This window comes from Flexivirga meconopsidis (assembly GCF_026162425.1).
GTDB lineage: Bacteria > Actinomycetota > Actinomycetes > Actinomycetales > Dermatophilaceae > Flexivirga > Flexivirga meconopsidis.
Window position 1 is genome coordinate 948,822 of sequence record NZ_JAOBQJ010000001.1, and the last position, 24,720, is coordinate 973,541.

At 68.4% G+C, this 24,720-nt stretch carries 20 protein-coding genes and 1 riboswitch; of the genes, 11 read left to right on the forward strand and 9 right to left on the reverse strand.

Going from position 1 to position 24,720, the window contains the following annotated elements; translation table 11 throughout:
• Window positions 1-247 precede the first annotated feature (247 nt).
• Both groL and N2M23_RS04600 read left to right on the forward strand, forming a co-directional pair.
• Window positions 248-1,879 carry a chaperonin GroEL gene (gene groL / locus N2M23_RS04595; RefSeq protein ID WP_265443633.1) on the forward strand — a complete coding sequence of 544 codons (1,632 nt, stop codon included), beginning with the start codon at window positions 248-250 and terminating at the stop codon, window positions 1,877-1,879.
• Window positions 1,880-2,088: 209 nt separating this feature from the next.
• Complete coding sequence (locus N2M23_RS04600) at window positions 2,089-3,987, forward strand: potassium transporter Kup (protein ID WP_265443635.1); 1,899 nt, start codon at window positions 2,089-2,091, stop codon at window positions 3,985-3,987.
• Window positions 3,988-3,995: 8 nt separating this feature from the next.
• Here the strand turns inward: N2M23_RS04600 and N2M23_RS04605 are convergent, their stop codons facing one another.
• On the reverse strand, window positions 3,996-4,619 hold the full coding sequence (locus tag N2M23_RS04605) for a TetR/AcrR family transcriptional regulator (protein ID WP_265443636.1): 624 nt from the start codon (window positions 4,617-4,619) through the stop codon (window positions 3,996-3,998).
• A gap of 180 nt (window positions 4,620-4,799) precedes the next feature.
• Here N2M23_RS04605 and N2M23_RS04610 point away from each other — a divergent pair, with 180 nt between their 5' ends.
• Window positions 4,800-5,393, forward strand: coding sequence for a PadR family transcriptional regulator (locus tag N2M23_RS04610; protein WP_265443637.1), 594 nt, complete (start codon window positions 4,800-4,802; stop codon window positions 5,391-5,393).
• A complete protein-coding gene (locus N2M23_RS04615) occupies window positions 5,393-7,408 on the forward strand; it encodes an NADPH-dependent 2,4-dienoyl-CoA reductase (protein ID WP_265443638.1) in 2,016 nt (671 codons plus the stop codon). The genes N2M23_RS04610 and N2M23_RS04615 overlap by 1 nt, the downstream gene beginning before the upstream one ends.
• 51 nt (window positions 7,409-7,459) lie before the next feature.
• Here N2M23_RS04615 and N2M23_RS04620 read toward each other — a convergent pair whose 3' ends face one another.
• The 5 genes from N2M23_RS04620 to N2M23_RS04640 all read right to left on the reverse strand — a co-directional run bounded on the left by N2M23_RS04620 (window position 7,460) and on the right by N2M23_RS04640 (window position 13,979).
• Window positions 7,460-7,768 carry a WXG100 family type VII secretion target gene (locus N2M23_RS04620; RefSeq protein ID WP_265443639.1) on the reverse strand — a complete coding sequence of 103 codons (309 nt, stop codon included), beginning with the start codon at window positions 7,766-7,768 and terminating at the stop codon, window positions 7,460-7,462.
• 80 nt (window positions 7,769-7,848) lie between these two features.
• Window positions 7,849-9,894: a HelD family protein gene (locus N2M23_RS04625; protein WP_265443641.1), complete on the reverse strand. Its 2,046-nt coding sequence runs from the start codon at window positions 9,892-9,894 to the stop codon at window positions 7,849-7,851.
• A gap of 187 nt (window positions 9,895-10,081) precedes the next feature.
• Complete coding sequence (locus N2M23_RS04630; RefSeq protein ID WP_265443643.1) at window positions 10,082-11,635, reverse strand: S1C family serine protease; 1,554 nt, start codon at window positions 11,633-11,635, stop codon at window positions 10,082-10,084.
• Window positions 11,636-11,689: 54 nt separating this feature from the next.
• Window positions 11,690-13,261 (reverse strand): sensor histidine kinase, encoded by a 1,572-nt coding sequence (locus N2M23_RS04635; protein ID WP_265443644.1) that lies wholly within the window; start codon window positions 13,259-13,261, stop codon window positions 11,690-11,692.
• 10 nt (window positions 13,262-13,271) lie between these two features.
• Complete coding sequence (locus N2M23_RS04640; RefSeq protein ID WP_265443646.1) at window positions 13,272-13,979, reverse strand: response regulator transcription factor; 708 nt, start codon at window positions 13,977-13,979, stop codon at window positions 13,272-13,274.
• A 140-nt stretch (window positions 13,980-14,119) separates the two neighbouring features.
• On the opposite strand from N2M23_RS04640, the gene N2M23_RS04645 reads away from it, so the two are divergent.
• Window positions 14,120-14,545 carry a MarR family winged helix-turn-helix transcriptional regulator gene (locus N2M23_RS04645; RefSeq protein ID WP_265443647.1) on the forward strand — a complete coding sequence of 142 codons (426 nt, stop codon included), beginning with the start codon at window positions 14,120-14,122 and terminating at the stop codon, window positions 14,543-14,545.
• Window positions 14,542-15,822: an MFS transporter gene (locus N2M23_RS04650; RefSeq protein WP_265443649.1), complete on the forward strand. Its 1,281-nt coding sequence runs from the start codon at window positions 14,542-14,544 to the stop codon at window positions 15,820-15,822. Before N2M23_RS04645 ends, N2M23_RS04650 begins: the two co-directional genes overlap by 4 nt.
• Before the next feature lie 94 nt (window positions 15,823-15,916).
• Here N2M23_RS04650 and pepN read toward each other — a convergent pair whose 3' ends face one another.
• Both pepN and serC read right to left on the reverse strand, forming a co-directional pair.
• On the reverse strand, window positions 15,917-18,481 hold the full coding sequence (pepN, locus tag N2M23_RS04655; RefSeq protein WP_265443650.1) for an aminopeptidase N: 2,565 nt from the start codon (window positions 18,479-18,481) through the stop codon (window positions 15,917-15,919).
• A gap of 53 nt (window positions 18,482-18,534) precedes the next feature.
• Window positions 18,535-19,686 (reverse strand): phosphoserine transaminase, encoded by a 1,152-nt coding sequence (serC, locus tag N2M23_RS04660; protein WP_425270179.1) that lies wholly within the window; start codon window positions 19,684-19,686, stop codon window positions 18,535-18,537.
• Here serC and pdxH point away from each other — a divergent pair.
• The 4 genes from pdxH to N2M23_RS04680 all read left to right on the forward strand — a co-directional run bounded on the left by pdxH (window position 19,685) and on the right by N2M23_RS04680 (window position 23,485).
• Window positions 19,685-20,365, forward strand: a complete 681-nt coding sequence (gene pdxH / locus N2M23_RS04665) for a pyridoxamine 5'-phosphate oxidase (RefSeq protein WP_265443654.1) — start codon at window positions 19,685-19,687, stop codon at window positions 20,363-20,365. The genes serC and pdxH overlap by 2 nt on opposite strands.
• A 589-nt stretch (window positions 20,366-20,954) precedes the next feature.
• Window positions 20,955-21,644, forward strand: a complete 690-nt coding sequence (locus tag N2M23_RS04670) for an iron-dependent transcriptional repressor DtxR (protein WP_265443656.1) — start codon at window positions 20,955-20,957, stop codon at window positions 21,642-21,644.
• 163 nt (window positions 21,645-21,807) lie between these two features.
• A riboswitch (cyclic di-AMP (ydaO/yuaA leader) is annotated at window positions 21,808-21,977 on the forward strand.
• Window positions 21,978-22,895: a C40 family peptidase gene (locus N2M23_RS20915; protein WP_265443657.1), complete on the forward strand. Its 918-nt coding sequence runs from the start codon at window positions 21,978-21,980 to the stop codon at window positions 22,893-22,895.
• A 155-nt stretch (window positions 22,896-23,050) separates the two neighbouring features.
• Complete coding sequence (locus N2M23_RS04680) at window positions 23,051-23,485, forward strand: DUF6918 family protein (protein WP_265443658.1); 435 nt, start codon at window positions 23,051-23,053, stop codon at window positions 23,483-23,485.
• A gap of 21 nt (window positions 23,486-23,506) precedes the next feature.
• Here N2M23_RS04680 and N2M23_RS04685 read toward each other — a convergent pair whose 3' ends face one another.
• On the reverse strand, window positions 23,507-24,124 hold the full coding sequence (locus tag N2M23_RS04685; RefSeq protein WP_265443660.1) for a hypothetical protein: 618 nt from the start codon (window positions 24,122-24,124) through the stop codon (window positions 23,507-23,509).
• Window positions 24,125-24,213: 89 nt separating this feature from the next.
• Here N2M23_RS04685 and N2M23_RS04690 point away from each other — a divergent pair, with 89 nt between their 5' ends.
• Window positions 24,214-24,705, forward strand: a complete 492-nt coding sequence (locus tag N2M23_RS04690) for a nitroreductase/quinone reductase family protein (RefSeq protein WP_265443662.1) — start codon at window positions 24,214-24,216, stop codon at window positions 24,703-24,705.
• Window positions 24,706-24,720 lie beyond the last annotated feature (15 nt).

The following is a 24,720-nucleotide window of genomic DNA, read 5'->3' on the forward strand; positions in this document are numbered from 1 at the left end:
CCGTCAACGCCTGGTCCGGATGACGAGACGGGGCGGGGGCGAACGGTCGACCCCGATGCCGTTTGCACTCTCGGGTGGAGAGTGCCAATAATGGGCATTAGCACTCTCTGCTTGAGAGTGACAATCGGATGTATGACGAGGGCCGCGTGTGCGGCGCGGTTCCGAATGCCGCGGCGCGCCTGGCTCGTCCGTCGCGGGCGTCATACAACTGACTTCGTACGACAATCACGTGAGGATTGGACTGCACATGGCCAAGACCATTGCATTCGACGAGGAGGCCCGGCGCGGTCTGGAGCGGGGCATGAACACCCTCGCCGACGCCGTGAAGGTCACTCTCGGCCCGAAGGGCCGCAACGTCGTTCTGGAGAAGAAGTGGGGCGCGCCCACGATCACCAACGACGGTGTGAGCATCGCCAAGGAGATCGAGCTCGACGAGCCGTACGAGAAGATCGGCGCCGAGCTCGTCAAGGAAGTCGCCAAGAAGACCGACGACGTCGCCGGTGACGGCACCACCACGGCCACCGTGCTCGCACAGGCCATGGTCAAGGAGGGTCTGCGCAACGTTGCCGCCGGGGCCAACCCGATGGCGCTGAAGCGTGGCATCGAGGCCGCTGTTGCCAAGGTGTCCGACGAGTTGACCAAGGCGTCCAAGGACGTCGAGACCAAGGAGCAGATCGCGGCCGTTGCGGCGATCTCCGCCGGTGGCGACGCGTCCGTCGGCGAGCTCATCGCCGAGGCGATGGACAAGGTCGGCAAGGAAGGTGTCATCACCGTCGAGGAGAGCAACACCTTCGGCCTGGAGCTCGAGCTCACCGAGGGCATGCGCTTCGACAAGGGCTACATCTCCGGTTACTTCGTGACCGACACCGAGCGCATGGAGACCGTGCTCGACGACCCCTACATCCTGATCGTCAACTCCAAGATCTCCTCGATCAAGGACCTGCTGCCGCTGCTGGAGAAGGTCATGCAGTCCGGCAAGCCGCTGGCGATCATCGCCGAAGACGTTGAGGGAGAGGCACTTTCGACCCTCGTCGTCAACAAGATCCGTGGCACGTTCAAGTCCGTGGCCGTCAAGGCGCCGGGCTTCGGCGACCGCCGCAAGGCAATGCTCGGCGACATCGCGATCCTGACCGGCGGTCAGGTCATCTCCGAGGAGGTCGGCCTCAAGCTGGAGAACGCCGAGCTCGACCTGCTCGGCAAGGCACGCAAGATCGTGGTCACCAAGGACGAGACCACCATCGTCGAGGGTGCCGGTGACGCCGACCAGATCCAGGGCCGGGTCAGCCAGATCCGCGCCGAGATCGACAACTCCGACTCCGACTACGACCGCGAGAAGCTGCAGGAGCGCCTGGCCAAGCTGGCCGGCGGCGTTGCGGTCATCAAGGTCGGCGCGGCCACCGAGGTCGAGCTGAAGGAGCGCAAGCACCGCATCGAGGACGCCGTCCGCGCCGCGAAGGCGTCGGTCGAGGAGGGCATCGTCGCCGGTGGTGGCGTTGCGCTGCTGCAGGCCGGCAAGGGCGCGTTCGACGCGCTGGAGCTCAAGGGCGACGAGGCCACTGGTGCCAACATCGTCGAGGTCGCCTCGGAGGCGCCGCTGAAGCAGATCGCCGCCAACGCCGGTCTCGAGCCGGGTGTCGTCGCCGCCAAGGTGCGCTCCCTGCCGACCGGTGAGGGCCTCAACGCCGCCACCGGCGAGTACGGCGACATGCTGAAGATGGGCATCCCGGACCCGACCAAGGTGACCCGCTCGGCGCTGCAGAACGCCGGCTCGATCGCCGCGTTGTTCCTGACCACCGAGGCGGTCATCGCCGACAAGCCGGAGAAGACCCCGGCCATGCCGGCCGACCCGTCGGGTGGCATGGGCGACATGGGCTTCTGACGAAGCGGAGGGTGAGGAAGAAGCCCGGAAATGTCGGGCTTCTGATCACCCCACGAAGTTCTCCGCTCGTTCCTCGCTCCGATACTTGGCGGGGACCCCGACTCCAAACGGAGTCTCGAGCAAGACTTCGGCTTGAGGCGGCCGTCCTCCCGCAAGGGAGGGCGGCCGCTTCGTCATACCTGCAGCTAACTGGTGGACAATGACGCCTCGTGAACACCCCCGACCGATCGGCCCCTCGGGCCGGCTTCGCCACGATGGCGCTGGGTGCGCTGGGCGTCGTCTTCGGCGACATCGGCACCAGTCCGCTCTACGCGCTGCAGACGGTCTTCTCCATCGACCACAACACCGTGCGGTCGTCGCCGGGTGATGTGTATGGCGTCATCTCGTTGGTCTTCTGGTCCATCACGGTGGTCGTCAGCATCAAATACGTCAGCTTCATCCTGCGTGCTGACAACGACGGCGAGGGCGGCATCATGGCGCTCGCCGCGCTGGCCCGGCGACATGTGCGACCGGGTGGCCGCCGCTTCGGGCTGGTGATGCTGCTCGGGGTGATCGGCGCCTCGCTGTTCTACGGCGACAGTGTGATCACCCCGGCGATCTCGGTGATGTCCGCGATCGAGGGCCTGGAGGTGCCGGCACCGGGACTGCAGGACTGGGTGGTGCCGCTCGGCGCGCTGATCATCACCGGGCTGTTCCTCGTGCAACGGTTCGGCACCGCAGCGGTCGGTCGCTTCTTCGGGCCGGTGATGGTCCTCTGGTTTGTCACCATCGGCGGACTCGGCCTGGCCAAGGTCATCCCGAACCCCGGTGTCATCAAAGGGCTTTCGCCGTCATACGCGCTGGAGTTCATCATCGACCGGCCGTATGTCGCGTTCGTCGCGATGGGTGCGGTCGTGCTCGCGATCACCGGTGCCGAGGCGCTGTATGCCGACATGGGTCACTTCGGCAAGGCGCCGATCCGGCGCTCGTGGTTCTTCCTGGTCTTCCCGTGCCTCACGCTCAACTACCTCGGGCAGGGCGCGCTGATCCTGGAGCACCCGTCATCGGTGAGCAACCCCTTCTTCCTGCTCGCGCCGTCGGCGCTGCAGTGGCCGCTGGTGGTGCTCGCGACCGCGGCGACGGTGATCGCATCGCAGGCGGTCATCTCGGGCGCCTACTCCGTCTCGCGACAGGCCGAGCGTCTCGGCTACCTGCCGCGGCTGACCGTGCGGCACACCTCCCAGAGCGAGAGCGGGCAGATCTACGTGCCCGCGGTCAATTGGGCCCTGTTCGTCGGTGTGATGGTGTTGCTCGTGGTGTTCCGCTCATCGGACAAGCTCGCCACGGCCTACGGACTCGCGGTCACCGGCACCTTCCTACTGACCACGACCCTGTTCCTGGTGTATGCCGAATCGGCGTGGCAGTGGCCGAGGTGGCAGTTGGTGCTGGTCGGCGTGCTCTTCGGCGCGTTGGAGGTGACCTTCTTCGCCGCGAACCTGACCAAGGTGTTGCACGGCGGCTGGCTGCCGATGCTGATCGCGGTCGCCGTCGCGACGGCGATGCTGACCTGGCGACGCGGCAGCAGGGTGGTCACCGAGCGGCGGACCGAGCTCGAGGGCCCGATCGAGGAGTTTCTCGACTGGCTGCACTCGTGCCCGGTGACCAAGGTGCCTGGCACGGCTGTCTTCCTGCACCCCGACGTGCCGACGGTGCCACTCGCACTGCGGGAGAACGCCTCCTTCAACAGTGTCATCCATCAGCGGGTGTTCATCGTGTCCGCGGTGTCGCACAACGTGCCGCATGTGGCTGCGCAGGATCGGGTGGAGGCAGCGGTGCTCGGCGACGCGTATGACGCGATCCGGCATCTGCGACTCAACTTCGGCTTCCAGGACGATCAGAATGTGCCGGCCGCGTTGCGGCTGGCTCGCAAACAAGGCGTCGAGGTCGACCCGGACGACGTCTACTACTTCCTGTCCCGGATCACCGTGCACGGTGGGCGCGACCGGGTGATGCCGCGATGGCGCAAGCGGCTGTTCCTGGCAATGGCGCACAACGCGGCCAATCCCGCTGAGTACTACCGGCTTCCGGAGGCGCGGACGGTGGTGATGGGCGCCCAGGTGAAGTTCTGAGACTGGCGTCAGTCAGTCGGCACGATGATGTCGAAGAGGCTGTTGAGGCCGCTGCGCAAAGCCGGGATCGCTTCGGTGTCGCCGTGGACGTAGCGGGCCACGGCGCGTTGGGTCAGGCCGTCCACCATCGAATGGCTGAGCTCCGGGCCGACCACCGGGGTCACTCCGGCGAGTTCGGCGTAGCGGGTGATGATCTGCCACGTCGTGTCGTAGAACAGGGTGAAGAGTGACTGGACGTCATTGCGCAGTGTCTCGTCGAACATCGCCTGGGTGCGCAGGTCGTACCAGATGCGCTGGTACGGCCAGCTGGTAGAGATGCGGTTGGTGAGGCGGTCGATGACGGCCTGGCGAAGCTCCTGTGCCGTCTGTGCCTCGGCGAGCACGTCGGCGTAGGCGTCGACGCAGAGGTTACGGAAACAGGCGACGCACTCGGTGATGAGGTCGGCCTTGTCGCTGAAGTAGTAGTGCACGACACCGTGCGAGAACTCGGAGTTGTGCGCGATCTCCCGCAGGCTGGTGTGGGCATAGCCCAATTCCGCGAGGGTCACCAGCGCGGCCTGGGCGAGTTGCTGCCTTCGCGCCTGAAACTTCGGACCCCGGCGTTCACTCTGGGTGGTCGCAATGATGTCCATTGTCCGCAACTTAGTTGAACGGGCGTCCGTCCAGAAGCTCATTCGTGCGACGGGTCTCCGCCGTGTCGGAAAAATGCCAAATTTGCCGGGTATCAGACACCGGGCGACCCCGATTGATGCGGCGAGTGCGCGAGTGCCGGACTCCTTGACATGCACCTTGTTGCATATGACACTCGGCGCATGTCGTTGGAGCACGCGATCCTGGTCTCGCTCGCCGAGCAGCCCGCGAGCGGTTACGACCTGACCCGGCGCTTCGACAAGTCCATCGGATTCTTCTGGACCGCGACGCATCAGCAGATCTACCGGGTGCTGGCCCGGATGGACGCCGATGGGCTGATCACTGGCAAGCGGCACTCCGGTGGCGGAGTCCGGCCCGACCGCACCGTCTACCGCCTCACCGGCGCCGGTCAGATCCGCCTGACCGAGTGGACCCGCGAACCGACGGCTGAGACGACTCAGCGCAGCGAGTTCGCCGTCAAGGTGCGCGCGATGCCGTTCGGTGACCGCTCGGCGATTGTGGCGGACATCCGTCGGCAGCGGGCGGCGCACGCGGCGCAACTGGACTATTACCTGGCCGACGAGCAGCGGCACTTTCCGGATCCGGCGCGGTTGTCCGGCGACGAGTTGCCGGTCTGGCTGGTGCTGCGCGGCGGCATCCGGCAAGAACGCGGCTACGTCGAGTGGTGTGACGAGATGCTCGCCGCGCTCGACGGCGAAATGACCACGGCGACAAGCAAACTCGCCCGGTCCACCCCCACCCGAGAGAAGGTCTGATGGCATACGACCACCTGTTGTCCCCGATCACCATCGACGGTGTCACGCTGCGCAACCGGGTGGTGATGGGCTCGATGCACACCGGTTACGAGGACCGGTCCAAACACTTCGTCGAGCTCGCTGCCTACTTCGCGGCCCGTGCCGAGGGTGGCACCGGAATGCTGATTACCGGCGGTTTCGCACCCAATGTCGAGGGCTGGTTGCTGCCGGCCGGATCGCTGCTGCGGACCGCGCGCGCTGCCGACAAGCACCGCCGGATCACCGATGCCGTGCACCAGCACGACAGTCGAATCCTGTTGCAGATCCTGCACGCTGGTCGATATGGCTATCACCCGATGATCCGGTCCGCGAGCGGTCGCAAGTCGCCGATTACGCCGTTTCGCCCACGCGCGCTCTCGGCCAAGGGAGTCGAGCGGACCATCGACGCCTACGTGCGAGCGGCCCGGCTGGCGCAGCGGGCCGGCTACGACGGCGTCGAGATCATGGGGTCCGAGGGCTATCTGATCAACCAATTCCTCGCTGCTCGCACCAACGACCGCACCGACGCCTGGGGTGGCACCGCCGACAAGCGCATGCGTTTCCCGGCCGAAATCGTCCGCCGGGTGCGGGACGCCGTCGGTGCCGGCTTCATCGTCGACTACCGCATCTCGTTGGTGGACCTGGTCGAAAAGGGTCAGACCTGGGATGAGGTCGTCACCCTTGCGCAGCGTCTGGAGCAGGCCGGGGCCTCGATGTTCGGCACCGGCATCGGCTGGCACGAGGCGCGGGTGCCGACGATCGTCACGTCGGTGCCGCGCGCCGCGTTCGTCGACTGGACGGCCCGGCTGCGACAAGAGGTCGGCATCCCGGTCATGGCGTCCAACCGGATCAACACTCCCGAGGTCGGTGAGGAGATCGTCGCCTCCGGTCAGGCCGACCTGATCTCGATGGCCCGGCCGCTGTTGGCCGACCCGGACTTCGTGGTCAAGGCTGGGCAGGACCGCGCCGACGAGATCAACACCTGCATCGCGTGCAACCAGGCCTGCCTGGACCACACGTTCGCAAACAAGAAGGCGAGTTGTCTGGTCAACCCGCGCGCCGGCCGGGAGACCAAGCTCGTGCTGCTCGGCGTGCCGCAGGCCCGCCGCAAGCAGGTCGCGGTGGTGGGGGCGGGGCCGTCCGGCCTGGCCGCGGCGGTGTCGATGGCGCAAAAGGGGCACCGGGTCACGCTGTTCGAGCGTGACTCGCAGATCGGCGGGCAGTTCCGGCTGGCGATGCGCATCCCAGGCAAGGAGGAGTTCACCGAAACCGTCCGTTACTACCAGCGCCGGCTCGAGGTGCTCGGTGTCGACGTCCGCCTCGGGGTGACCGCGACCGATGCCGAACTTCGTGGCTATGACGACGTGGTGGTCGCGACCGGCGTGCGGCCGCGGGTGCCGGACATCCCGGGCATCCAGCACCCGAAGGTGGTGGCGTATGACGCACTGCTGCGCGGTGAGGTCGAGGCCGGTCAGCGGGTAGCGGTGATCGGCGCGGGCGGCATCGGCTTCGATGTCAGCGAGTTCCTGCTGGACGATCAGCATAAGAAGCTGTCGGAGTGGCAGGAGCAGTGGGGTGTCACGCAGGACCCGGCCGCGGTCGGCGGACTGACTGAGAAGCGGCCGGCGCAGCCACGGCGCACGGTCTACCTGCTGCAGCGCAAGCCCGCACCATTGGGCAAGGGCCTGGCGAAGACGACCGGCTGGGTCCACCGCGCCGCGCTGAAGGACGCCAAGGTGGAGATGATCGGCGGCGTCAGCTATGACCGTATCGACGACGCAGGTCTACACGTCACCGTGCGCAGGGGCAAGGCCGCGCCGCAGCAGCGGCTGCTCGAGGTCGACACGATCGTCGTGTGCGCCGGTCAGGAATCGGTCCGTGACCTTGCCGCGGACGACGATGCGGCGAGACACGTGATCGGTGGCGCCGACGTCGCCGCGGAGCTCGACGCGAAGCGGGCGATCCGGCAAGCCACCGAACTCGCCGCGAGCCTGTGAGGAAGCCGGCGCCGACGGCCGGCTGACCGGCCGTCGGCGCCGCTTCGCCGGTCACTTGGGGGTGAATGCCCGGGTGACGTCGGCCTCCACCTGCGAGTAGGCGGTGCTCGCCGAGCCGAGTGCAAGACCGATGTCGGTCAGTGCCGTTCGCACCTTCGTCTGTGCGGCCTTCCACTCGCCGTGCAGCTGCGCATACTGTCCGGATGCCTGGCCCTTCCAGGTGCCCTGCAGCGCGTGCAGCTTGCCGTCCATCACCCCCATCAGGTGTGCGATCTCCTCGGCCACGTTGGCCACATCGCGGCTGTGCTGGTCGAGCTGGTTGCTGTCGACGGCGTATGCGCCGGTGCCACTGGGTTGCATGTCGATCCCTCCACACGGTGTCCGCGGGGTGCGGACGTCATGTGTCGACGCTAGGCAGTCCGGCCGACGCGCTGCAGAAGTTATCCACAGAGCTGGTCGGGGAGCGGCTCGCTGTGCAGCACGGTGAGTGCCGAAACCGCCCTGGTGAGAACGACATACAGCCGTCTCAGTCCAGTGCGCTCGTCGGGCTCGGCGGCGGCGATCGCCGCCGGTTCGAGCACGAGCACCTGGTCGAACTCCAGTCCCTTGGCGACCGTCGCGGGGACCAACTGGACCCGATGGTCGGCGTCGTCGCCGTGATCTGCGTCGAGCCGACCGTGCTCGATGCCGGCGAAGCGCAGCGCCTTCGACACCTTCGCGACGTCGGCATTCGGTGCGATCACGCCGATGGATCCCTCGGATCGCATTGCCGCAGTAATGGATTCGGTCACAGCGGTCGGCAAGGCGGAGCTGTCGACCTGCCGGACCTCGAGCACGCCCGGATTGCTGCGCACCGAGCTGGGCGCGCCGAGCCCGGGGGCCATGCTGGGCAGCAGGCGCGCGGCGAACTCGATGACCGACGCCGGCACCCGGAAGCCGCGGTCCAGCACCTCGAGGTGATGGTCCTGCTGGCCGAGGTGCGTCATGGCCTCCTGCCACGAGTCGGTCGCCCACGGCGTGGTGCCCTGCGCGATGTCTCCGAGCACGGTGACCGACCCGGTGGAGCAGCGGCGGCCGACGGCCCGCAGTTGCATGGGCGACAGGTCCTGCGCCTCGTCGAGCACCACGTGGCCGAGGCATGGCGTCCGTTCGATCAGGTCGCCGAGTTCGTCGAGCAGGGCGAGGTCGGCAGCTGACCACTTCGCGCTGCCCTTGGTGCGGGCAGGCTTGTGCCACAACAAGATTGCCTGTTCGTTTCCGGAGAGCGCACCATCCGCGGCCTCGGCGATCCGGTCGGCCGATGACCACAGATCAAACAACACCTGACGCGGCTCAGCGGCCGGCCAGATGGTCGCGACGTACCCCCGCATCGCCGCCGATTTCGCGATCGCCGCCTGCACCCGGTCGTCGGGGGAGTCCCCGGACCGCTCCATCCGCAGCAGCACCGCGTGCGCCAGGCGCATCGGCAGCATGGTGCGGGCGGCCTCGTAGCGCACACCTCGCGACTTCAGCTCGTCGACAATCTCCTGCACCTCGTAGGCGGGAATGCGCCACTTGCGCGCCCCGCGCGGTATGACGAGGGCTTCGTCGGCGCGGGTGACCCTCGCCCATAGCGCGTTGCGCAGCAGGTCCGCCATCCGCGGATCGCCCTTGAGCACGGCCGCCTGCGTCGACTCGGTCGCCTTCGCGGGTGCGTGCGCGACCAGCTCTGCGGCGGTCGTGTGCTCGACGCGGACCTCGCCCAGTGCCGGCAGCACGGCGTTGATGTGCTCCAGGAACGCGCGGTTGGGTCCGACGACGAGCACGCCGGAGCGGTCCAGCCGGTCGCGGTGGGTGTAGAGCAACCAGGCCGCGCGATGCAGCCCGACCGCCGTCTTGCCGGTGCCCGGTGCACCCTGCACGCAGACCGAGGTGGCCAGGTCGGCCCGGACGATCTCGTCCTGCTCCGGCTGGATGGTGGAGACGATGTCACGCATCGGGCCGGTGCGCGGACGCTCGATCTCCGAGGCGAGGATGTCGCTCGACTTTTCGGGTTCGGCCCGGTTGGTGAGGTGCTCGTCCTCGATCGCGGTGATCTGCCCGCGGTCCACGCCGAACCTGCGGCGCAACGACACCCCCATCGGCTCGGTGTGCGAGGCGCGGTAGAACGCGGTCGACATCGGCGCACGCCAGTCGAGCACCACCGGGTCACCGGACGGGCTGCTCACGTGGCGCCGGCCGATGTAGTGCCGGCCGGAGCCGGCCGGACCGGCATTGCCGTCACTGTCGATCCGGCCGAAGAAGAGCGTGGTGTGCGGGTCGTCCTGCAGCGCTGCGACCCGCCGGGCGAGCACTTCGGCCAGCACGGCAGCTGAGTCGGCGTCGCTTCCGCGGGATGCATCGAGGGACTCCGCGCTCGCGCGCATCCGGGCAAGGTCGGCGCGAGCGTCGGTCAGGTAGGCGCGTTCGTGGGCGAGCTCATCGGCATACGAGCTGGTTTCAGGCATGACGAAAGGGGCGCCTCTCGTGGCTGTCGGTGGGGGAAGAGCGACTATACGCTCAATCCCTCCCACGGACATCGCCACAGAGGCGCCCCTCGCGAGATCCGGCCCCGTCACAAGCCGGATCCACCCCGTCAGGACCGCCGAGCACGGAGGAAGGGAGAGTCACCCGGCGATCCTCATCGTCACCGCGTCACGAGGATGATGCCTCACCCAGCGTGACCGGGACGTTCTGCTGCTTCCCATCGCGCACGATGGTCAGCGTGACCTTGGTGCCCGGCTTCTCGGCGCCGACGAAGCCGACGAGCGAGTCCGAGCCCACCACCTGGTTGCCGTTGAACTGCACGACCATGTCGTTCACCTTGATGCCGGCCTTGGCGGCCGCGGACCCGTCGTTTACCTTCACGACCTTCGCCGCCTGCACGATCGCGTCGCCGACCTTGACCGTGCTGGTCTGGGTCGACACCTGCACCCCGAGCTGGGCGTGGGTCGCCTTGCCGCTCTTGATGAGCTGGCTGGTGATGTTCTGAACGACGGGCACAGGGATAGCGAACCCGATGCCGATGTTTCCGGACTGGGAAGAAGCTGAGGATTGTCCGAGAGTGGCGATCGAGGAGTTGATCCCGATGAGTTCCCCGGACCCGTTGACCAGTGCTCCGCCGGAGTTGCCGGGGTTGATCGCTGCGCTGGTCTGAATCGCGTTGGTCGTCACCGTGGTGGCCTGCGAGGACTGCCCCCCGCTTCCGCCTCCGTTGTTGCCCCCGAACGGATCGCCGTTGTTCCCACCGTCGTTCGGGGACACCGCCTGGGTGGTGACCGGACGGTTCAGCGCGCTCACGATGCCGGTGGTCACCGTGCCGGCCAGGCCGAGCGGGTTGCCGACCGCCATCGCCGGCTGGCCGACCACGAGCTTCTTGCTCGACATGCTGATCGGCGTCAGGTTGCTCGGCGGGTCCTCCAGCTTGATGACCGCGAGGTCGGTGCTCGGGTCGGTGCCGACGACCTTCGCCTGGTAGGTCTTGTTGTCGCTCAGCGTGACCAGCACCGTCGGTTTCGCACCGGACCCGGTCACCACGTGGTTGTTGGTGACGATGTTGCCGCTCTTGTCCAGGATGACGCCCGAACCCTGGTCGCCGCTGTTGCCGCTCTGCACGGTGATCGACACCACGCTCGGGGTGACCTTGGACGCGGTGGCCGACCAGTTGACCGAGCCCGCGTCGGCGAAGTCGGCCGGATTGGCGTTCACCACAGTGGTGTTGCCGCCGGTCGCGGCCGAACTTCCGTTGTCGTCGTGGGTGAGCGCGTAGGTGCCGCCGCTGGCGAGTGCGGCCGCGAGGATCGCCGCGATCGGGATCGCGGCCCAGCTGCGGCCGCGCTTACGCGGCGCGGTGGTCGTGCTCACCCCGCCATAGCCGCCCTGCCCGTATGCCGGTGCCGGCTGCTGCGAGTGGGCGCCGGCGCCGAATGCCTGGCCCTGCCCGTATCCGCCCTGGGCGTAGGACTGCTGCTGCGAAGCCGGGTCGTAGGGCTGGCCGTAGTGCTGCGCGGACGACGCGGTGCCGGGCTGCTGCTGGGGCGGCGCGAACGGGTCGGCCGGGCGACTGCCTGCGTCATACGGCTGCTCGGGAGAGCGCGGGATCGGGGAGGTGTGCTCGTCGCCGGAGTAGATGGACCCGGTCGCGTCGGCGTCCTGACCCCGCCGGGGGTCCTCCTGCGGCTGGTCGGACCGGTGCTGGTCGAACGACATCTGCTCACGCCCTCCTGATGTGTGATGCCCGCTTTGTACCGGGGCGACAGCTACTCAAGTCGGGTCGGCTGTCGCACCGCTTCGTCGATACTGTGGGGTTCCTGTGCCTCCGGCGGGCTCGTCGTCCGAACTCTCCGGGTCTGCTGTCGAGGGTATTTTCACCACGAACGTCGCGCCACCACCGGGGGTGTCACGGACCTCGACCACGCCGTCGTGCAACTGCAGGATCGCGGTCACGATGGCCAGGCCGAGCCCACTGCCCCCGTGCTCGCTGTTGCGTGACGGGTCGGCTCGGTAGAACCGTTCGAAGATCCGCTCCCGCAGGTCGCTGGCGATGCCGGCCCCGTGGTCGACCAGGTGCAGCTCGGCGGTGCCGCCCTGGGTGCCGACCACGACTTCGAGCGGGGTGCGGGGCGGGGTGTAGCGGATCGCGTTGGCCATCAGATTGGTCACCACCTGGCGCAGTGCGGCTTCGTCGCCCAGCACCATGGTTGGTCGCACCGGTCCGCCGAGACCGCGCAGCCGCACCGATCGGTCGTGGTCGATCGCGGTCGCGTCCTGCACGGCATCCGCGGCGAGCACCGTCAGGTCGATCGGCACGTGCGGCCGGTCGGCCGCCGGGGCGTCGCGGTGCATCCGGTCGAGCCGGGTGAGCAGCAGCAGGTCGTCGACCATGACGGCCATCCGGGTCGCCTCGTCCTCGATACGGCGCATCGCGGCCCGGGTGTCGGCCTCGCCGGAGACCGCACCCTGCCGGAAGAGTTCGGCATATCCGCGAACGGTCGCGAGCGGCGTGCGCAGCTCGTGCGACGCATCGGCGACGAACCGGCGCATCCGCTCTTCGGAGGCTCGTCGTACGGCGAAGGAGTCCTCCACTCGGGAGAGCATCACGTTGAGCGACTTGCTGAGGCTGCCGACCTCGTCCTGGGCGCGCGGTGCCGGCACGCGCCGGGTGAGGTCGCCGGCGGCGATGCCGCGGGCGGTGTCCTCGATCTGACGCAGCGGGCGCAGCGTGCGGCGCACGGCGAACCAGCCGAGCACGGCGCAGGCGAGCAGCGCCAGCAGACCGACGAGCACGATGACCAGCTCCAGGTGGTCGACCACCTCGTCGGTGTGGTCCATCGAGACGGCGACGGCATATACATAGGTCGTGCCGGAGTCGTCGACGGTGCCCGCCACGACGTGCCATCGTCCGCCGCCGGCCTTCGACCCGACGGTGAAGACCCGGCCGGAGCGCACCCGCGAGTCCGACGCGGTCAGCTTGGGTATGGCGGGTACCGACGCCGGGTTCCGTTTGTCGCCCGGGCCGGTCATCATGCTCTCCTCGGTGCCGTCGACACCCTGCAGCGAGATCGCGTAGGTGTTGGTCGGCACGTAGGCGAACGCCTGCTGCTCGGTGGCTCGATTCTTCACCGCACCGTCGACGAGATACGCACGTGCTGCACGCAATTCGGCGTCCTGGCGCTGCGTCATGAAGCTGCGCACCTGCGCGGTGGCCGCGGCGCCGGTGATGAGCAGCGCCACCGCGAGCAGCAATACCAGCAGCGCGCTGACGCGCAGTCGCAGCGGCATCGCCTGGAGTTCGCGACGGATGCGCGCGAGAGGGGAGTTGCTGCTGTCGGTCACACCAAAAGTGTCACTCGCGCGGGGCGCGCAGCACGTAACCGACGCCGCGCTTGGTGTGGATCAGAGCGGGTGCGTCACCGACGTCGATCTTGCGCCGCAGGTAGGAGATGTAGCTCTCGACGATGCCTGCCTCGCCGCGGAAGTCGTAGTCCCAGACGTGGTCGAGGATCTGCGCCTTGGACAGCACGCGGCCCTGGTTGAGCATCAGGTAGCGCAGCAGCTTGAACTCGGTGGGGGACACCTCGATGACGTGGCCGCCCCGGCGTACCTCATGGGAGTCCTCGTCGAGCTCCAGGTCGGAGACCTGCACCGTGGACCGGGTCTCGTCCTCGACGTGGGTGCGGCGCAGCACCGCACGGATGCGGGCGACGACCTCCTCCAGGCTGAACGGCTTGGTGACGTAGTCGTCGCCGCCCACCGTCAGGCCCTTGACCTTGTCCTCGACCGCGTCGCGTGCGGTGAGGAAGACGATCGGCACGTCGAAGCCGTTGCCGCGCAGCTTGCGGGTGACGGTGAAGCCATCCATGTCCGGCAGCATGACGTCGAGCACCGCCAGGTCGATGTGGTGATTGCCGGCAACCGAGATCGCCTCGTTGCCGTTGGCCGCGGTGTGCACCTCGAACCCGGCGAACTTCAAGCTCGTCGCGAGGAGTTCGCGGATGTTGGTCTCGTCCTCGACGACGAGCAAGCGGGCCTCGGGTGAACTGATCGCGCTCATGCAGCCCACCTTCCTCCGCAACCCTGGAAGTTTCCTGGGAGTCCGATGATACCCGTCGGGGGTGCGGCTGGATGGTCGCCGGGCCGAGTCGCCGGACCGCGGCAAAATAGTTAGCTTGAGTAATGAGCTATGCTAATTAGATGACTTCTGCCGAGCGCCGCAAGCTGGCCGGTGATCTGCGTTCGGTGGTGTTGCGGATGAGCCGCCGGATCCGCTTCTCCGGTGAGGCAATCCTGCCCCCGCACCAGGCGACGGTGCTGCTCAAGCTGGACAAGGAAGTGCTCACCCCACGACAGCTGGCGCAGATCGAGTGTGTGAGCGCGCCGTCGATGACCCGGACCGTCAGCGCGCTCGTGGACCAGGGTCTGGTGCGTCGGGAGGACGACCCCGACGACGGTCGTCAGGTGCGACTGCACCTGACCCGTGACGGACGGGCGCGACTGGCCGACATTCGCCGGTCGCGGGAGGAGTGGATGCGCAGCCACATGGGTGGCCTCAGCGACGAGGAGTGCGCGGTGCTGCGGGAGGCCGTCGACATCCTGGAGCGGGTGGTGACCGCCAGGTGAGTCGCACGTTCGCCTCACTGGCCGTCTACAACTACCGCGTCTATTTCACCGGCGCGCTGGTGTCCAATATCGGCACCTGGATGGGCCGCACCGCCCAGGACTGGTTGGTGCTGACCGAACTCACCGACCACGACTCCACCGCACTCGGCATCGTCACCGCGTTGCAGTTCGCGCCGGTTGTCCTGCTTGCGCCGTTCGCCGGCGCGATCACCGACCGCTTCCCGAAACGGCGGGTGCTGTTCGGCACCCAGACCGCGCTCGCGATCACCTCCGCGATCCTCGCCGCCGTCGTCCTCGCCGGGGTCGTGCAGCTGTGGCAGGTCTACCTGCTGGCGGCGCTGCAGGGAGTGGCGACCGCGCTCGACAACCCGAGCCGGCAGGCTTTCGTCTCCGAGATGGTCCCGTCGCAGTTGCTGACCAACGCCGTCGGGCTCAACGCCACGTCGTTCAACGCGGCCCGGCTGATCGGCCCGGGGGTTGCCGGCCTGATGATCGGCCTGATCGGCACGGGCAACACGCTGATTTTCAACACGCTCTCGTTCGTGTCGGTGCTGATCGCGCTGAAGGTCATGCACCCGGCCGAGCTCGACCCCGCACCGCAGGTCCGCGGCAAGGGCAAGGTGCGCGAGGGGCTGGCCTACGTGCGGCACCGGCCGGACATCATGCTGGTGATGTTCATGGTGTTCATGCTCGGCACCTTCGGGATGAACTTCCAGATCACCATCGCGCTGATGGCGACCACCGTATTTCACCGCGGTGCAGCCGAATACGGCCTACTCGGGTCGGTGATGGCGATCGGCTCGCTGGCGGGCGCGCTGATGGCCGCTCGTCGGCAGCGGCCGCGGTTGCGGATCCTGATCATGGCGCTCGCCGGCTTCACGGTGTTCTCCGCGCTCGCTGCGCTGGCCCCGTCATACCTGCTGTTTGCGGTGTTCCTGATCCCGACCGGGCTCTGCGCGATCACGATGCTCAACACCGCCAACGCCACCGTGCAACTCAGCGTCACGCCGGTGATGCGCGGTCGGGTGATGGCGCTCTACATGGCGATCTTCATGGGCGGCACCCCGCTCGGGTCGCCGGTGATCGGCTGGATCGGCGCGCAGTTCGGTGCCCGGTGGACCATCCTGGTCGGCAGCATCGCCACGGCAGCTACCGTGGTGGCCGCGATGACCTATCTGATGCGTAGCAAGGATCTGCGGGTGCGCCTCGAGGGTCGACCGATTCCGCATTTCGAGGTGCGTCCGCGCGACGTCGCCGAGACCGAAAGAGTTGCCTGAGGTGTACGTCAGATGATGAAGCCCCGCACCCAACGCATCGTGGTCGTCGTCGCGCTCGTCTCGCTGATCGGGGTCACCGTGCTGTCCTGGCTGGTCAGCTGAGCTGTTGGGCTCGTAGCCGCCGCGCCGTGTGCTCGAGCTGCTCGACGACGCCGCGTCGCAACACGTATGGCGCGTCCGGGTTGTCCTTCAGCCAGTCGCGCGCCGCGGCGACCACTGGGTTGTCGCTGCTGCCCTCATCGACGCTGGTCTGCGGGAAGAGGCCGGCGACCAGCCGGCCGGTCATCGTGCGGGATTGGGTCCGCCACCAGGTATTCAGGCCCGCGAAGTAGGCATCGCGCAAGCCGGCCACGTCCTGCGGTGCGGAGTGCACGAAGCCGGACAGCAGGGCGCGCTGCCGGTCGTTGGTGAGGCCGGTGCCCGCGGTGAGTTGGCGCCACACCTCCTCCTTGACCGCGACCCCGGGCCGGCTCGCCAGTGCCCTGGCGTATGCCGTGGCGCCGGTCATCGTGTGGTCGGCGGCGTAGGCGGCGTGCAGCTCCCGCTCCTCGATTGCGCCGAGGGTGGCCAGCGCCGTCACGAGCTCCCAGCGCAGGTTCGGTGGCATCGGCGGACCGGGCAGCTCGCCGTCGAGGACGCGTCGCACTGGTGCCGCACCCGACGGGGTGAGCGGCGCGATGTCGGCGAGCGCCGACGTCCATGCCCGCTGCAGGTCCGAACCCGGATCTGCAGCAGCGACACCGGCTTCCACCAGGTGCAGCAGCCGCTCGCCGGCGGCCCGTCGGGCCGCTGGGGGAAGGAAGTCGGTGACCGCGGTGCGCGCCATGCCCAACGCGAGGGCCAGCAATCCGGCATCCGGCTCATCCGGCAGATTGGTGTGAACGGCGTCGAGGAACTGGCTGGCCGGTAGCTCGGCGCCGCGGGTGAGATTCCACAGCGTCGACCAGAGCACGGCCCGGGTGAGGGCCGGCTCGACCTGGCCGACGCCGGCGGCCACGAGCCGCGCCTGGTCCGGTGCCAACCAGGTGATCGCGTAAGTGCGGTCCTCGTCGTTGAGTGCGACCAGGTCGACCTGGGTGTCCTCCGGAAGCTCGACAAGGGTGGTGTCGCCGGTGATGGTCACCGGCTGTGACAGGGTCCGGCGCAGACCGGCGGCAGTGTCGGCGAACGCGCTGAGCACTACCCGATGATCGCGCGGCACGCGCTCGCCGGTCAGCGGATCGGTGGCCCGCTGGGCGATGGTGACGGTGCTGTCCGAGACATCGGCCGACAGTGTCGACGGCCCGGACGTGCGCAGCCAGGCATCGACCCAGCCGGTCAGGTCGCGGCCGGTGGCGTCCTCGAGGCAGTCGATCAGGTCGGCGAGAGTCGTGTTCCCGAACGCGTGACGCCGGAAGTACTCCCGGGCACCGGCGAAGAACCCGTCCCGGCCGACGAACGACATCAACTGCTTGAACACGGCCGCGCCCTTGGCGTAGGTGATGCCGTCGAAGTTGACTCGCGCCGCGTCCAGGTCGGGCACATCCGCGACGATCGGATGGGTGGTCGGCAGCTGGTCCTGCTCGTAGGCCCACTGCTTGCGGCGCAGCGCGAAAGTCAGCCAGGGTCCGTCGAATCCGGCGGCCTCGGTCGCAGCGAGGTAGCCCATCAGGTCGGCGAAGGACTCCTTCAGCCAGGTGTCGTCCCACCACCGCGGCGTCGCCAGGTCGCCGAACCACATGTGCGCCATCTCGTGCATGATCACCTCGGCGCGCGACTCGCGCTGGGCGGTCGTCGTCGCGCCGCGGAAAAGGTAGACGTTCTCGTTGAACGTCACGAGTCCCGGATGCTCCATGGCGCCGATGTTGTACTCGGGCATGAACAGTTGGTCGTATTTGCCCCATGGGTAAGGGAATTCGAAGGCGGCGTCGAAGAAGTCGAGCCCGCGCCGGGTGATCTCGAAGATCTCCTCGGCGGGCAGATGCGGCGCCATCGACGCGCGGCAGCCGACGCCCAGATCGACCTGTTGAGTGCTGCCGTCGGGGCGCTCGATCGTCCAGGTCGCACTGCTCCGGTGGAACGGTCCGACCGCAACGGCGACAAGGTAGGTCGACAGCGGTGGCGTCGGAGCGAACGTGGTGGTGCGGACCCCGGCGGTTGTCGTCTGCTCGGTGACCGGCTGGTTGCCGAACGCGTGCCAGGCAGCGGGTGCGGTGACGCTGACGGTGAAGCGCGCCTTCAGGTCGGGTTGTTCGAAACAGGCGAACACCTTGCGCGCGTCGGTCGGCTCGAAATGCGTGTAGGCGTAGGTGTTTTCGTCGGCCGGGTCGGTGAACCGGTGCATGCCCTCGCCGGTGTGGCTGTAGCGGCAACGGGCGACGACCCGGACGACGTTCTCGCTGCCGTCGGTGCGCAAACCGTCCAGCAGGAGGCGTGCCCCGTCATACGAGATGGGGGAGGGGGTGGCGTTGATCGTGACGTCGGTGACCTCGTCGGCGACCAGGTCGAGCCAGGTCTCCTCGTCGGTGCTGGTGAAGCGCACGGTCGAGACGGACTCGAAGGTGGCGACTTCGGGATCGGCTGCGGCGCTCAAGTCGAGGCTGACCGTGTAGCTGTGCGTGGTCAGGGCTGCGCTGCGCCGGGCGCACTCGTCCCGGGTGAGATTGAGGTCGCCGGTCATCAGGCCATCGTGACCGACCCGCCTGCGTGAATGGTCAGCGGGTCCTGCGGTGCTCAGAGGTGATCGACGACGTAGTCGATGCAGGCCGTGAGCGCAGCGACATCGGCCGGATCGACCGCGGCGTACATGCCGATCCGCAGCTGGTTGCGGCCCAGCTTGCGGTAGGGCTCGGTGTCGACGATGCCGTTGGCCCGGAGCACCTTCGCGACCTCTGCCGCGTCGACGCCGTCGAAGTCGATCGTGCCGACCACCTGCGACCGGGACGCCGGGTTGCTCACGAACGGCCTCGCGAAGTCCGCGGCGTCCGCCCAGTCGTAGAGAGTGCGGCTGGATGCCGCGGTGCGATCGACACACCAGGGCAGGCCGCCGTGGGCGAGCATCCAGTCGAGCTGCTCCGCGAGCAGCGCGAGCGTGACGATCGCGGGCGTGTTGTAGGTCTGGTCGAGCCGCGAATTGTCCACGCAGATCTGCAGATTGAGCACGTCCGGGATCCAGCGGTCTGCGCTGAGCTCGGCGATGCGGTCGAGGGCCGCGGGCGACATCGTGGCCAGCCAGAGGCCGCCGTCGGAGGCGAAGCCCTTCTGCGGCGCGAAGTAATAGGCATCGGTCTGGTTCAGGTCGACCGGCAACCCGGCCGCGGCCGAGGTCGCGTCGACCAGCATCAGCGCGTCGGCGCCGGCGCCGGGCACTCGGTGCACGGGCGTCATCACCCCGGTGGAGGTTTCGTTCTGCGCGTAGCCGTAGGCGTCCGCACCGTCGACCGCCCCCAGCACGGCGGCGGTGCCCGGCTCGGCCTCCACCACGGTCTGCTCCCCGAGGAACGGTGCGCGGGTGGCGACCGAGGCGAACTTGCCGCCGAACTCACCGCACACCCCGAACGCGGCCCGGTCACGGATCAGGCCGAACGCGGCCGCGTCCCAGAAGGCATTGCTGCCGCCCATGCCGAGCACGACCTCGTAACCGTCGGGCAGCCCGAACAGCTCGGCGATGCCGGATCGCACGCGCGCCACCAGCGCCTTGACCGGCGCCTGCCGGTGCGAGGTGCCGATCACTTCGGGGCTGAGCTGCTGCAGCGCCGCCAACTGCTCGCCACGGACCTTGCTCGGTCCGGAGCCGAAGCGACCGTCAGCGGGCTTGAGGGAATCGGGGATGACGAGCTGGGTGGTCACAGCGCAGCAGTCTCCCACCGGTAGCGTCGGGCGCATGCAGCCGATCAAGCGGTGGGACTACGCGGGCGAGGGACTGGACGAGAGTGAGCTGCCGCCCGCGCCCTGGGCGGTCGTCGAGCGGTGGGTCGACGATGCGCGGATCCGGCAGGAGGAGCGCGGTGACGTGCCGGAGCCGGACGCGATCTCGGTGGCGACCGTCGACGGCGCCGGTCAGCCGCACGTGCGGACCGTGCTGCTGCGCTATCTGACGCCGGCCGGGCCCGGCTTCTACACCAACCTGCAGAGCCGTAAAGGCCTTGACCTGCAAGCCAATCCGCGCATCGCCGCGGCGCTGACCTGGCCGGCGATGTACCGCGCGATCCGCTTCGTCGGCACCGCGCAGGAACTCGACCGGGAGACGGTCACCGAGTATTTCCAGAGCCGGCCCTACGGCTCGCGGATCGGCGCGTGGGCGTCGCGGCAGTCCGAACCCGCATCCGGGCGCATCGAGTTGGAGGACGCCGTTGCGGCATACGAGCGCAAGTGGCCGGACACCGGCAGCGCCGACGACGTGCCGCTGCCGGTGCACTGGGGCGGGTATGCCGTGCGCTGCGACGAGGTGGAGTTCTGGGCGGGCCGGGCCAGCCGTTTGCACGATCGGCTGGTCTACGTGCGGTGCGCCGATGGTGACCTTGCCAACCCCGAAACCTGGCGGATCGAGCGCCGGCAGCCCTGAGGCGGGGGAGTGGCGGCCGGCTGGCGGGCATGGGACAGCCCGTGGGCTCCGGCGGTGCCGGCTTGTGCGTTGGACGAATCGCACACCCACGGGCTGCGGTGGCTGCGTTGGAGTAGCTACCGAACGTCCGTTTCGTCCTTGAGTCGGCTGACCGGAGGTAGCCGGGACGAACGTAGGTTGCGCTAGCGCGCAACCACCTCACGCGTCCTTTGAGAATTCACTCTTGGACCACCTCCTTTCCCGTGTGCCGCAACGCTAAAACGGCTAGGCGGCCGAGCGCAACGGGTTAAAGATCACGTCACCACCGGACCCGGAACCGGCCGGGAAAAGGAAGCGGCTGGCGCCCAGGGGGAGTGCGCCAGCCGTCCGAGCTGGGCCGGACGAACCGGCCCGCTCACCCCGTCCGTGGAACCGGACGGTTCGGGATGTCGAGGTCAGAGGGGAGGAGTCCACGACATCCAACCCGTACAACGGAGGTCGGCGCCGGACCATTCCCGCGCCGGACAGAAAATTCAGCTGCGACTCAATCGCATATTGCCGGCTGCGGTCGAAATAGCAGCCGTCAGAGCGAAGTGGCAGGCTTAGGCCTGTGAGTGAGCTGATCGACACCACGGAGATGTACCTCCGTACCATTTTCGACCTCGAAGAAGAGGGCATCCTGCCGTTGCGCGCGCGGATCGCGGAACGACTCGGGCACTCCGGCCCGACGGTTTCGCAGACCGTCGCCCGCATGGAGCGGGACGGCCTGCTGACCCTCGCCGGTGACCGGCACCTCGAGCTGACGTCGGAAGGTCGAACGCTCGCGATTCGAGTGATGCGCAAGCACCGCCTCGCCGAGCGCTTGCTCGTCGACGTCCTCGGCGTCGACCTTGAATATGCCCACGACGAGGCGTGCCGCTGGGAGCACGTGATGAGTGAGCGCGTCGAGCGCCGGATCCTGGCCTTGCTCAACGAGCACCACCTGTCGCCATACGGCAACCCGATCCCCGGCCTTGAGGAGCTCGGGGAGCGCGAGACGGTCGAGAAGTTCCGGGACGGGGTGCGTCCGCTGACCGAAGTCATCACCGCCGCATCCGCGAACTTCGTGGTACGTCGCATCGGCGAGCCCGCGCAGGCCGACCAGGATGCGATCAGCGTGCTCACCGCCGGTGGCATCGCGCCTGGTGCCGCCGTGCACGCGCAGGTCGACGGTGACCGGGTGCTGGTGCAGGCGGGCTCGGTCGAAGCCGTTTCGTTACCCCGCGACGTCGCGTCGCACGTCTTCGTCGACGCAGGCTGAAAACCCCGTCGTTGCAACGGTTCCGGGCCGGGGTGACAAAGCGCGCACACAGACTCGCCCGCAGGTCGTGACCTCACTGTGACTTTCGAATGCCAGCCGTGTACCTTTTTGTCCGGCCCTCCGACCGGAGGTCCCCCGGATGGCAACGCCGAGTCCTGCCAGCCAGCCGGGAGTGCTGATTACCGCCGGCAGGAGCGGGGGAACCACCACCGGGCGGCGAAAGCCGTCCTTGGGGCCAAGTAGCGTCGCAACATCACGGGGATTGTTGCGCCGAGACCGGGTATCTCCACCCGAGCCCGACAGCTCACCTCGTAGGCGCAGGAGAGGTACTTCGTGTCCGTTATTGCCCCCCGCGGTCGCCACCGCGCCCCGAGCAAGCTTTCGACCACCTTCAATTCGACCGCGCGGGTGTCCGCGGCTGTGGCCGTGACCGGTGGCCTCGTCGCCTCCATCGCCGCCCCGCAGGCCGCCGACGCGGCGACCGGTGTCGCCTCGTTCTCCGGCTCCGGGCACGCTGCGACGACCGCCACCCCGGTCGAGGCCGTGCAGGCCAAGCAGCTGCTCGCCACCGTTGACGCCAAGCCGCAGCTGGCCACCTCGGCAGAGGCCAAGCAGCTGGTGGTCAAGCCGAAGAAGAAGGCCGAGCCCAAGCAGGAGACTCAGCAGACCCAGCAGACTGCTGCGGCCTCCACCGAGCGCGCCAGTGCGCAGACCCAGGCCCAGACGCAGACCCAGCCGCGGGCCGAGAGCCAGACCCAGGAGCGGTCCCAGACCCAGGTGCGTCCGCGGACCTCGTCGGTGTCGCGCTCGCAGTCGCGCCCCACCCAGGCCCCGCGTAACACCGAGTACAACCCGGCGCCGAAGGCTCAGCCGAAGCCGGCACCCAAGCCGAAGCCGCAGCCGACGCTGCCCGCCGCTTCCGGTGTGGTCGCCATTGCCAAGCAGTACGTCGGCGTCCCCTACGTCTGGGGCGGCAACACCCCGGCCGGCTTCGACTGCTCGGGCTTCAGCTCGTACGTCTTCGCGCAGGCCGGCAAGTCGATCCCGCGGACCGCGACGGCGCAGATGTTCGCTGCGACCAAGGTGTCGAGCCCGCAGCCGGGTGACCTCATCTTCTACGGCAGCTCGTCGTACGCCTACCACGTCGGCATCTACATCGGCGGCGGCATGATGGTCGCCGCGCCGAAGCCGGGCGACGTGGTGAAGATCCAGGCCGTCTACGGCAACCCGGTTGCCTACGGCCGGTTCTGAGCCGAACACCGATCAGACGACGAACGCCGCGCCCGCTACGGGCGCGGCGTTCGCCGTCTGACGGGACCGGGGTCGGCGCCTGCGGTGCGTCCGCGGCCGGACACCCGCATAGACTGCGCGGGACTCCCGCCATACATCTGCGAAAGGCACCCCCCGTGACGCTGTCCGAATCCCTGCTCGCCGCCGACACCCGACCCGCCGTCGTGGCCGACCTGGTCGGTGTCATCGATGCCGAGGTCAAGGGCAAGAAGGGACTGGGCGGAGTAGCGATCAAGGGTGGATATGCCGCGATTCGCAAGGTGAGCCCGACCATCGCCACCACCGCGACCGACCGGATGCTGCCGGACTTCGCGGCGGCGCTGCAGCCGTTCTGGGCCGACTTCGGCGGCGCCGGTGACTTCGGCAGCTACCTGTCCGGCCGCGGCGACGAGGTTGCGGATGCGCTGCTGCAGGTGACCGACCGGCGGGCCGCCGCGACGGACCGGGAGCCGCTCAAGCGCGCGTACAACGGGCTGCGGGGCAAGGCCAAGGACAACGTGAAGGCGGCGCTGCCGCGGCTTGGTGCCGTCGTGCAGCAGCACGCGGGTTAAGGGCGCCCCCCGACATACGGCTCAGCCGTTGCCGTTGCCGTTGCCCGGCTTGACGGTCACCGTCTCCGTGCGGGTGATGGTCTTCGGCGGTGCGGTCTCGGTTTTGGTCGTCGTCGCCGTCGCCGTCCTGGTCTCGGTTGCGGTCGCGGTTTCCTTCGAGGTCTCCTTCACGGTGGTGGTCTTGGTCTGGGTGACCGTCCGCTCGCCGCCGCCGGCATTCTTGGTGACGGTGACCGGCGGTGCCTGCACGGTGACCGTCTTGGTCCCGCCTTCACCGGTGACCGTCTGTGTCGATGTGCTCGGTGCCTGAGTGACCGTGCTCGCCGTACCGCTCTGCGTATAGGTATAGACCGACTGCTGCTGCTGGGATGAGGAGTTGTCGCCCCGGTCGGCCACCACGTAGATGCCGATCGCGCACAGCGCCGCGACGCCGGCACCGATCAACAGACCGGGGATCAGGCCGCCGTAGCCGCCACCTCCGCCGTCCCCGCCGCCGTCGTCGTAATAGGCGTAACCGTCATCCGGCGGGCCCGGCGGCTCCTCATCCCAGGACGAGAGGAAATCGTCGTTGGCTGCCCGCTGCGCCTCCGGATCGCTGCGGTCACGGCCGGTCGGCACGTCGTACCAGTTGTTCGACATGCCCGCCATGCTACGAGCGAAAGGTGTCGACCGCGCAGTCCCGTCCCGTCGCGCCGCATGCGGCGTCATACGACCTAGGCTGCGGTTGTATGACGACCGACCCCCACCTGCCCCGGTTTCTCGGCGGACTGACCACGATCAAGCCGGTGGCGTTCGCGGTCCGCAAGCTGGTGCCGGTCGACAAGGCGGTGACGCGCTGGTCCGGCGGCCGCGTGCATGTGGTGCCGACCGCGCTGCTGCCGCAGCTGACCCTGACCACCACCGGACGCCGCACCGGCCGGCCACGTGCGGTGCCGCTGCTTTACGTGCGCGACGGCGGTGGCTATGTGGTGGTCGGCTCGAACTTCGGGCAGGCCAACCACCCCGCGTGGGTGCTCAACCTGCGGCACGACCCGCACGCCGAGATCCAGCTCGGCACGGCGGGCCTCCCGGTCCGCGCGGTCCCGCTCGATGATGCCGAGCGGGACCGTGTCTGGCCACAGCTGGTGCGGGTGTGGCCGGGGTATGACAGCTACGTGCGCTGGGCCGGGGACCGTCGGATCAGGCTGTTTCGCTTGGTGCCGGAGGAGGCGGGTGGCTGAGAACTTCGTGGGGCG

Coding starts and splice junctions, on each gene's coding strand:
- groL (WP_265443633.1), top strand. CDS start 248: ATGGCCAAGACCATTGCATTCGACGAGGAGGCCCGGCGCGGTCTGGAG.
- N2M23_RS04605 (WP_265443636.1), bottom strand. CDS start 4,619: ATGGACATCATTGCGACCACCCAGAGTGAACGCCGGGGTCCGAAGTTT.
- N2M23_RS04610 (WP_265443637.1), top strand. CDS start 4,800: ATGTCGTTGGAGCACGCGATCCTGGTCTCGCTCGCCGAGCAGCCCGCG.
- N2M23_RS04615 (WP_265443638.1), top strand. CDS start 5,393: ATGGCATACGACCACCTGTTGTCCCCGATCACCATCGACGGTGTCACG.
- N2M23_RS04620 (WP_265443639.1), bottom strand. CDS start 7,768: ATGCAACCCAGTGGCACCGGCGCATACGCCGTCGACAGCAACCAGCTC.
- N2M23_RS04625 (WP_265443641.1), bottom strand. CDS start 9,894: ATGCCTGAAACCAGCTCGTATGCCGATGAGCTCGCCCACGAACGCGCC.
- N2M23_RS04630 (WP_265443643.1), bottom strand. CDS start 11,635: ATGTCGTTCGACCAGCACCGGTCCGACCAGCCGCAGGAGGACCCCCGG.
- N2M23_RS04640 (WP_265443646.1), bottom strand. CDS start 13,979: ATGAGCGCGATCAGTTCACCCGAGGCCCGCTTGCTCGTCGTCGAGGAC.
- N2M23_RS04645 (WP_265443647.1), top strand. CDS start 14,120: ATGACTTCTGCCGAGCGCCGCAAGCTGGCCGGTGATCTGCGTTCGGTG.
- pepN (WP_265443650.1), bottom strand. CDS start 18,481: ATGACCGGCGACCTCAATCTCACCCGGGACGAGTGCGCCCGGCGCAGC.
- pdxH (WP_265443654.1), top strand. CDS start 19,685: ATGCAGCCGATCAAGCGGTGGGACTACGCGGGCGAGGGACTGGACGAG.
- serC (WP_425270179.1), bottom strand. CDS start 19,686: ATGCGCCCGACGCTACCGGTGGGAGACTGCTGCGCTGTGACCACCCAG.
- N2M23_RS04685 (WP_265443660.1), bottom strand. CDS start 24,124: ATGTCGAACAACTGGTACGACGTGCCGACCGGCCGTGACCGCAGCGAT.
- N2M23_RS04690 (WP_265443662.1), top strand. CDS start 24,214: ATGACGACCGACCCCCACCTGCCCCGGTTTCTCGGCGGACTGACCACG.